This window comes from Nocardioides sp. GCM10023255, assembly GCF_042653125.1.
In the GTDB taxonomy this organism is placed as follows: domain Bacteria; phylum Actinomycetota; class Actinomycetes; order Propionibacteriales; family Nocardioidaceae; genus Nocardioides.
Map to the genome: position 1 here is coordinate 285,321 of NZ_JBHSHU010000002.1, position 7,084 is coordinate 292,404.

Sequence of the window (7,084 nt, forward strand, 5' to 3'; positions counted from 1 at the left end):
CTGCCGGAGTGGGGTCAGGAGGCGCGCGGTGCCGGGATGCGGGTGGTCAGACCGGGCAGCACGTTCGCGAGCGGGTCCGGGTCGAGCGGCCGGCCACCGTGCGGTCGCGGGGAGACCCGGAGGTCGCCGAAGGGGCGCCACTCCCCGTCGCCGGCGACGCACAGGAGCTCAAAGGTCTCCGCGCCGCACTGGCGCGCCCCGAGGGTGAGCAGCCCGCCCGGCACGCCCGCGACGACGTACGGCGTCGCCGTGGTCAGCACCGTGTCCCGGGCGGCGCCACGCCGGGGCCCGCGGGCCTGCATCAGCACGTCGCCGACCGACCCGTCGGGGTTCTCGACCCGGAGCGCGAGACCGGTCACGGCGACCTGCGAGCCGGCCAGGGAGGCGGCGTACGTCAACCGCACCTGCGCGTCGACCACGCCGGGCTCGTCGAGCCAGGGCACTCCCACGCCGGGCTCGAGCCCGTGCCGGTAGAGCCGGGCCCGCAACGTCTCCCCCGCCGGCAGCCACGGCCTGGCCGGACCCAGCCCGACGGTGCGGGAGACGCTGGTCAGCAAGCCGGACGGGCCGGCCTGGCGCACGCTGGCGAGGATCGACATGGCGGGACCGTTCCCGCTCGTACAGGATTCAACCGTGCGGTCCAGACCACACGGTCCGGCGGGGCAACGCCGCAGCGGCCTGGCGCGTCCCATGATTGAGATGTCGCCCGGCTGGGCACTACTCCCGAGGCGTGCACCGAGGGTGGCGCCCGTCCATCCGACGCCGCGACCGCGGCACCACCGAGGGGCTGGGACAATGACGGCGCTGGTCGAGCCCGCCGGAGGTGCTCGTGAGGAGCTCACCGGCCACACGCACGGATGGCAGCTGCGGTCGGTGGAGTTCGACGACGGTGTCGTCAGCCAGCGCTACGAGTGCGACGGGTGCGACGCGGTCTGGTTCACCTGAGCCGGGAGCGTCCCGGCCCACCTGGACAGGAGTGGATGTTGACGAGCGAGCCCGTGCTGGCCGAGAGGTACCAGCTCGAGGAGGTCATCGGTCGCGGCGGGATGGCGGAGGTGCACCGCGCCACCGACCGGGTGCTGCACCGACCGGTGGCCGTCAAGGTGCTGCGTGACACCGCCGACGACGAGACCGACCGGCACCGCTTCACCGCCGAGGCCCACACCCTGGCGCGGCTGAGCCACCCCGGGCTGGTGATGGTGCTCGACGCCGGCACCACGGCCGAGCGGCCCTACCTGGTGATGGAGCTGGTCGAGGGCCGGACGCTCGCCCAGTGCTGCGCCGGCCGCCGGCTCGACCCGGCCCGCGTCGCCGCGATCGGGGGCCAGCTCGCCGACGCCCTCGCCTACGCCCACGCCGAGGGCGTCGTGCACCGCGACGTGAAGCCCGGCAACGTGCTCGTCACCGAGGACGACCGGGTCAAGCTCGCCGACTTCGGCATCGCCCGGCTGATCGGCGACACCGTGCGGCACACCCGCACCGGGCACGCCATCGGGACCGCGGCCTACCTCGCGCCCGAGCAGGTCCAGGGCGAGGAGATCACCACGGCCGTGGACGTGTACTCCCTCGGCCTGGTGCTGCTGGAGTCGCTGACCGGCGAACGGGCCTTCCCGGGGAGCCCGACCGAGTCGGCGCTCGCGCGCCTGCAGCGCGAGCCCGTCGTACCCACTTGGCTGCCGGAGGCCTGGCAACGGCTGCTGGCCGCGATGACGGCACGCGAGCCGGGGCGTCGACCGGGCGCGGCCGACGTCGCACGCGAGCTGCACCTGATCGTCGCCGATCCGGCCGGTACGACGCTGCCGCTGTCGGCACCGGTCCCCCGGGCCGCGCCCGCCGCGACCCCGGCCACCCGCGCTCCCCGGCGGGACGTGCTCGCCGGCGCCCGGGCCGCGGCGGCCCGTGTGCCCAGGCACCAGTGGGGCGTGATCGGTGCCGGCGCGGCCATGGTGCTGCTGCTGGCCGCCGCCGCGCTCGCGTCCGGTGGCGGCTCGGGCTCGACCCCCGACCGGCTGCCCGCGCAGACGCCGCCGCGCCTCGAGCAGCCGCTGCAGGACCTGCACGACGCCGTCGGCGGGGGCGGGCAGTGAGCGCACGGGTCCGGGCACTGGCCGGGGTGACCCTGCTGCTCGTGCTGGCCGCCGGCTGCGGCGACGACTCGACCCCGGCCGACCGGGTGCCGGCGCTCGCCGACCGGCTGGCGGCCGTCGACGCGGCGGTGGCCGCCCACGACGACGCCGCGACCCGCAGGGCCGTCGACGACCTCGCCCGCACGGCGATGGCGGCGCAGCGCAGCGGCGACCTCGACCAGGCCGACGTCGCCGCGATCACCGCGGCGGCCGAGGCGATGGTCCGGGCATTGCCGGCCGCGCAGGAGGACCCGACGCCCGACCCGACGACGTCGACGCGGGCGAGCGACCCGGCGCAGGCCCAGCCGGAGGACAGCAGCCCGGCACCGCACGGCCACGAGAAGAAGGACGAGAAGCCGAAGCCCGACAAGCACGGCAAGCCGGAGAAGCACGGCAAGGGGCACGGCCACTGAGCGGGCGGCCTAGGAGTCGGACTCGCCCTGGATCTCCTCGAGGCGCTCGTGCAGCCGGTCGCGCACCTCGTCCGGCGTGAGCTGCGCGCGCCGGCGCTGGTCACGCGCGATGATGGCCCCCGTGGCCGCGACCCCCGCCAGCCCCGCGACCCCCAGCACCCTCCACAGCTTCACGAACGGACTCCTCCCACACATGAACGAGCAGCGATGACCGAGCAGCGGATGACTGGGCAGCCATGGCCGACCTGACCCTGGACGAGGCCGTCGACCTCACCCGCACCGGCGACCTGTGGTTGTTCCGCGGACGATCGGCTGCCGACCACGCTATCCGGGTGCTGACCAACGCGCCGGTCAACCACGTCGGCATGGCGGTGGTGCTCGACGACATGCCGCCGCTGATGTGGCACGCCGAGCTGGGCAAGGGACTGCTCGACGTGTGGACCGGGTCGCACCACCGCGGGGTCCAGCTGCACGACCTGCGCGAGGCCGTCGACCAGTGGACCGGCCGCTACGAGCAGCGGGTCTGGCTGCGCCAGCTGCAGCCCGACGTCACCCCGGCGATGGAGGGCGAGGTGCTGCGGACCATCGCCCGCCTCGACGGCACGCCGTTCCCGAGCACGGCCGCGCTGGTCGGGCGCTGGGCGCGCGGGCGGGTACGCCGCCGGGCCGAGGCGGAGATGACCTACTGCGCCGAGGTGGTGGCCGCGACGTACGCCGCGATGGGGCTGCTCGACGACCGGCTCCCCACGAACTACTACGACCCCGGGATGTTCTGGTCCGGGGACGACCTGGTCCTGCAGCAGGGCGCCCGGCTCGGCGAGGAGATCCGGGTCCTGGTCTGAACCCGCCTACTCGGTGGCGCTTCGTCCCAGGTCGGTCAGCTCCCACACGCCGGGCTGGCGGGGCGGCTGGATCAGGCCCTCGTCGAGCATCGCCTTGCGCTCGAGACGAGCGGCGTAGCGCCAGCGGATCTCGCCCTGGTTGACCGTCTCGTGGTCGGCGGGACGCAGGACCGGCTCCATCCGTCGCTCGAGCTCGGCCATCACGTCCTCCATCTCGGCGCGACCACCGTTGTCCTGCAGCGCGGCGAGGATGAAGCGCCGGAACTCGCGCTGGGGCGTGCGCCGCGGCGGCTTGCTGGTGACGCTGACGGCCGGGGCCGCCTTCGCCCGCGACGTGGCCGGCTTGGCACGACGCACCGGCGCCGCCTTCTTCTCCGGTGGCGGCGGCGGGGGCTGCCCGTGCACGCACTGGCTCAGGGGAAGGTCGCAGTGGTCGCAGTAATCGGCCGACGATGTCATCGGGAACCACCTTGCCGCTGCGGACCGGGCGACCGCAAGCCGGCCCCCACCTACGAGCGGGTAACGTCGCCGGCACCGGGCCCTGACCGGCCCGCCGCCGACCCAGGAGACGCCGATGCAGCTGGAGCTGTCCGCCGAGGACGCCGCCTTCCGCGAGGAGATGCGGACCTTCTTCACCACCGAGGTCCCCCAGGGGATCCGCGACGCCGTCGCCGAGCGCCGCGAGCTCACCAAGGAGCAGATCGTCGAGAGCCAGCGGGTGCTCAACGCCCACGGGCTGGCCGTGCCGAACTGGCCGGTCGAGTGGGGCGGGAAGGACTGGTCCCCGCTGCGCCGGCACATCTGGCACGAGGAGATGCAGCGCGCCTGCGTGCCGACGCCGCTGGCCTTCAACGCCTCGATGGTCGGCCCGGTGATCGCGACGTTCGGCTCCCAGGAGCAGAAGGAGCGGTTCCTGCCGCCGACCGCGAACCTCGACATCTGGTGGTCCCAGGGCTTCTCCGAGCCCGACGCGGGCTCCGACCTCGCCTCGCTGCGCACCACCGCGGTCCGCGACGGCGACGAGTTCGTCGTGAACGGCCAGAAGACCTGGACGACGCTCGGCCAGCACGGCGACTGGATCTTCTGCCTGGTCCGCACGGACCCGGAGGCCAAGAAGCAGCGGGGCATCTCGTTCCTGCTCATCGACATGACCTCGCCCGGTCTGACCGTCCGGCCGATCGAGCTGATCGACGGCGGCCACGAGGTCAACGAGGTGTGGTTCGAGGACGTGCGCGTGCCCGCCGGGAACCTCGTCGGCGAGCTGAACGCCGGCTGGGACTACGCGAAGTTCCTGCTCGGCAACGAGCGGGTGGGCGTCGCCCCCGTGGGCGCGACCAAGCGCGTGCTGGCGCAGGCCAAGGAGTACGCCGGCGACCAGCTCGCCGACCCGCTCACCGCCGCCCGGTTCGCCGAGCTGGAGAACGAGCTGCTCGCACTCGAGCTGACCGCGCTGCGCGTCGTCGCGCACTCGGCCGACGGCAAGCCGCACCCCGCGTCCTCGGTCCTCAAGCTCAAGGGCACCGAGCTCCAGCAGGCGGTCAGCGAGCTCGTCGTGGACCTGGCCGGCCCGGCCTCGCTGGCCTCCGGCGCCGGTGACGACTCCGACATGACCGGATGGGCACGTCGCGCCACCCCGGCGTACCTCAACCTGCGCAAGGCCTCGATCTACGGCGGGTCCAACGAGATCCAGCGGCAGATCATCGCGAAGACGATCCTCGGGCTCTGAAGGGCGGACTGACATGGACTTCACCTACGACGAGGAGCAGCAGGCGCTGCGCGAGGCCGTGCGCGGCCTGGTCGGCAAGACGTACGCCGACTTCGAGAACCGTCGGCGCACGGTCGCCGACGACCCGGGCTTCGACGAGAAGCTGTGGGCGCGGCTGGCCGAGATGGGCATCCTCGGGCTGCCGTTCCGCGAGGAGGACGGCGGCTCCGGCGCCGGCCCCGTGGAGGTCGCGATCGTGGCCGAGGAGATCGGGCGCGTGATCGCGCCGGAGCCGTACCTCACCTCCGTGGTCCTGGCCGGCGGCCTGGTGGCCGCCGCCGGGTCGGCCGAGCAGCGTGGCGAGGTCCTCGGCGCCCTCTCGGCCGGCGAGAGCGTGCTCGCGTTCGCGCACAACGAGCCGGGCTCGCGGTGGGCCGCCTCGGCGTCCGCGGTCAGCGCGAGCGGCGAGGGCTCGGACTGGACGCTGTCCGGCACCAAGGAGCCGGTCGTCCACGGCGTGCGCGCCGACCTGCTCGTGGTGTCCGCGGCGCTCCCCGACGGCGGGACCGGCCTGTTCCTGGTCGACCCGGCCGCCTCCGGTGTCAGCCGCGACGGCTACGCCACCCACGACGGCGGCCGCGCCGCCCGCGTGGTCCTCTCCGAGGCGCCGGCCACCCCGCTCGGCGAGGGCGACGCCTCGGCCACCATCGCGGCGGTGCTCGACATCGCCCGGGTGATGGCGTGCAACGAGGCGATCGGCGCGATGGACGTGGCACTCTCGGCGACCACGGAGTACCTCAAGAACCGCAAGCAGTTCGGGGTCCCGCTCAACACGTTCCAGGCGTTGAACTTCCGCGCCGCGGACATGTACGTCTCTCTCGAGCTGGCCAAGAGCCTGACCCTGTGGGCCACCATGGTGCTCGCGGCCGGCAAGCCCGAGCAGATGGCCGAGGCGGCCTCGCGCGCCGCGTTGCAGGTCAGCCGCGCCGGGCGCCACCTCGGGCAGGAGGCGATCCAGCTGCACGGCGGCATCGGCATGACCGCGGAGTACAGCATCGGCAGCTACACCAGCCGGCTCACCGCGCTCGACCACCTGCTCGGCGACGGCGACCATCACCTGCGGCTGCTCGCCGCCGCCGTCGGCGACCACGAGGAGGTCGACCCGCTCCCCTGACCCTGGTGTGGGAGCGTGCGCCATGGCGCACTCTCACCCACACGACCCGGCGCCAGTCGGCCTACCTGCGTCGGGTGAACCTGACGTCGCCGTTGGGGAGCCGGTCGGTGCCGAAGCGGGGGTCGTGGGCTCGGTGGTGGTGCCAGTTGCAGAGGAGTGCGCCGTCGGCGAGGTCGGTCTTCCCTCCTCGGGCCCAGGGGGTGTCGAGGTGGTGGGCCTCGCACCAGGCGGGCGGGATGGCGCATCCTTCGCCGCGGCAGCGTCGGTCCCGGATGGCCATGGCCTTGCGCTGGGCGGGTGAGAAGAGGCGGCGGGTGCGGCCGAGGTCGAGGACCTCGGAGTCGCCGCCGAGGACGACGGGGATGATCTGGGCGGTGCAGGCGAGCCGGCGGGCCTGGGCGGCGGTGATCCGGTCGCCGGTGGCCAGGCCCGCGGTCCCGAGCCCGGTCGTGAGCTGGGCGAGGTCGATGGTGACCATCACGGTGGTGGCGGTGCCGCCGTGCTGCGGCAGCACCTGGGTGGGGAGGCGTTCGAGCAGGGCGCAGAACGCCTCGCCCAGCCGGCGGGGGTAGGGCAGCCGCTCCACCTCGCTGCTCCCACCCTCGCTGCTCCCCGTCCCGGCCTCGGTGAGGTGGTCGCGTCGTGGTGCGGCGAGGGCCTCGAGGTAGACCTTGAGTCGGGAGGCGACGTGGTCGGGGACCCGGATCTGAATGTCGGTGGACCCGTCGCCGCGGACCCGCAGGGTCAGTCGGGTGGTGCGCCGGGCGGCGCGTTCCTCGGCCTCGAGCCGGCGGTGCTCCTCGGCGTCGGCGATCTCGGGGGCC

The 7,084-nt window shown here is 74.2% G+C and carries 10 protein-coding genes; 6 read left to right on the forward strand and 4 right to left on the reverse strand.

The genetic code is table 11. The annotated features are described in order from the left end of the window. Positions 1-14: 14 nt before the first annotated feature. The gene (locus ACFO9I_RS03665; protein WP_379177900.1) at positions 15-599 is read right to left on the reverse strand and encodes a hypothetical protein; all 585 of its coding nucleotides are present in this window, start codon (positions 597-599) and stop codon (positions 15-17) included. Between the two features lie 196 nt (positions 600-795). Between ACFO9I_RS03665 and ACFO9I_RS03670 the strand changes: the two genes are divergently transcribed. From ACFO9I_RS03670 to ACFO9I_RS03680, 3 genes are read left to right on the forward strand one after another with little or no spacing between them, the layout of a single operon-like run. Continuing rightward, a complete protein-coding gene (locus ACFO9I_RS03670; protein ID WP_379177902.1) occupies positions 796-945 on the forward strand; it encodes a hypothetical protein in 150 nt (49 codons plus the stop codon). Between the two features lie 38 nt (positions 946-983). Continuing rightward, the gene (locus tag ACFO9I_RS03675) at positions 984-2,087 is read left to right on the forward strand and encodes a serine/threonine-protein kinase (protein WP_379177904.1); all 1,104 of its coding nucleotides are present in this window, start codon (positions 984-986) and stop codon (positions 2,085-2,087) included. After that, positions 2,084-2,539 (forward strand): hypothetical protein, encoded by a 456-nt coding sequence (locus ACFO9I_RS03680; protein ID WP_379177906.1) that lies wholly within the window; start codon positions 2,084-2,086, stop codon positions 2,537-2,539. Before ACFO9I_RS03675 ends, ACFO9I_RS03680 begins: the two co-directional genes overlap by 4 nt. A 9-nt stretch (positions 2,540-2,548) precedes the next feature. Here ACFO9I_RS03680 and ACFO9I_RS03685 read toward each other — a convergent pair whose 3' ends face one another. Continuing rightward, positions 2,549-2,713: a hypothetical protein gene (locus ACFO9I_RS03685; protein ID WP_379177908.1), complete on the reverse strand. Its 165-nt coding sequence runs from the start codon at positions 2,711-2,713 to the stop codon at positions 2,549-2,551. Positions 2,714-2,775: 62 nt separating this feature from the next. Here ACFO9I_RS03685 and ACFO9I_RS03690 point away from each other — a divergent pair, with 62 nt between their 5' ends. Continuing rightward, positions 2,776-3,381, forward strand: coding sequence for a hypothetical protein (locus tag ACFO9I_RS03690; protein ID WP_379177910.1), 606 nt, complete (start codon positions 2,776-2,778; stop codon positions 3,379-3,381). A 6-nt stretch (positions 3,382-3,387) separates the two neighbouring features. Here the strand turns inward: ACFO9I_RS03690 and ACFO9I_RS03695 are convergent, their stop codons facing one another. After that, positions 3,388-3,840: a hypothetical protein gene (locus ACFO9I_RS03695; protein WP_379177912.1), complete on the reverse strand. Its 453-nt coding sequence runs from the start codon at positions 3,838-3,840 to the stop codon at positions 3,388-3,390. 115 nt (positions 3,841-3,955) lie between these two features. Between ACFO9I_RS03695 and ACFO9I_RS03700 the strand changes: the two genes are divergently transcribed. Then, the gene (locus ACFO9I_RS03700) at positions 3,956-5,107 is read left to right on the forward strand and encodes an acyl-CoA dehydrogenase family protein (protein WP_379177914.1); all 1,152 of its coding nucleotides are present in this window, start codon (positions 3,956-3,958) and stop codon (positions 5,105-5,107) included. Positions 5,108-5,120: 13 nt separating this feature from the next. Next, positions 5,121-6,260 (forward strand): acyl-CoA dehydrogenase family protein, encoded by a 1,140-nt coding sequence (locus ACFO9I_RS03705; protein WP_379177916.1) that lies wholly within the window; start codon positions 5,121-5,123, stop codon positions 6,258-6,260. A gap of 61 nt (positions 6,261-6,321) precedes the next feature. Here ACFO9I_RS03705 and ACFO9I_RS03710 read toward each other — a convergent pair. Further along, on the reverse strand, positions 6,322-7,084 hold a 763-nt coding region (locus ACFO9I_RS03710; RefSeq protein WP_379177918.1), incomplete at its 5' end, for an HNH endonuclease signature motif containing protein.

Excerpts from the sequence above, each read along its gene's own strand:
- ACFO9I_RS03695 (WP_379177912.1), bottom strand. The coding sequence starts at position 3,840 with ATGACATCGTCGGCCGATTACTGCGACCACTGCGACCTTCCCCTGAGC.
- ACFO9I_RS03700 (WP_379177914.1), top strand. The coding sequence starts at position 3,956 with ATGCAGCTGGAGCTGTCCGCCGAGGACGCCGCCTTCCGCGAGGAGATG.
- ACFO9I_RS03670 (WP_379177902.1), top strand. The coding sequence starts at position 796 with ATGACGGCGCTGGTCGAGCCCGCCGGAGGTGCTCGTGAGGAGCTCACC.
- ACFO9I_RS03690 (WP_379177910.1), top strand. The coding sequence starts at position 2,776 with ATGGCCGACCTGACCCTGGACGAGGCCGTCGACCTCACCCGCACCGGC.
- ACFO9I_RS03665 (WP_379177900.1), bottom strand. The coding sequence starts at position 599 with ATGTCGATCCTCGCCAGCGTGCGCCAGGCCGGCCCGTCCGGCTTGCTG.
- ACFO9I_RS03705 (WP_379177916.1), top strand. The coding sequence starts at position 5,121 with ATGGACTTCACCTACGACGAGGAGCAGCAGGCGCTGCGCGAGGCCGTG.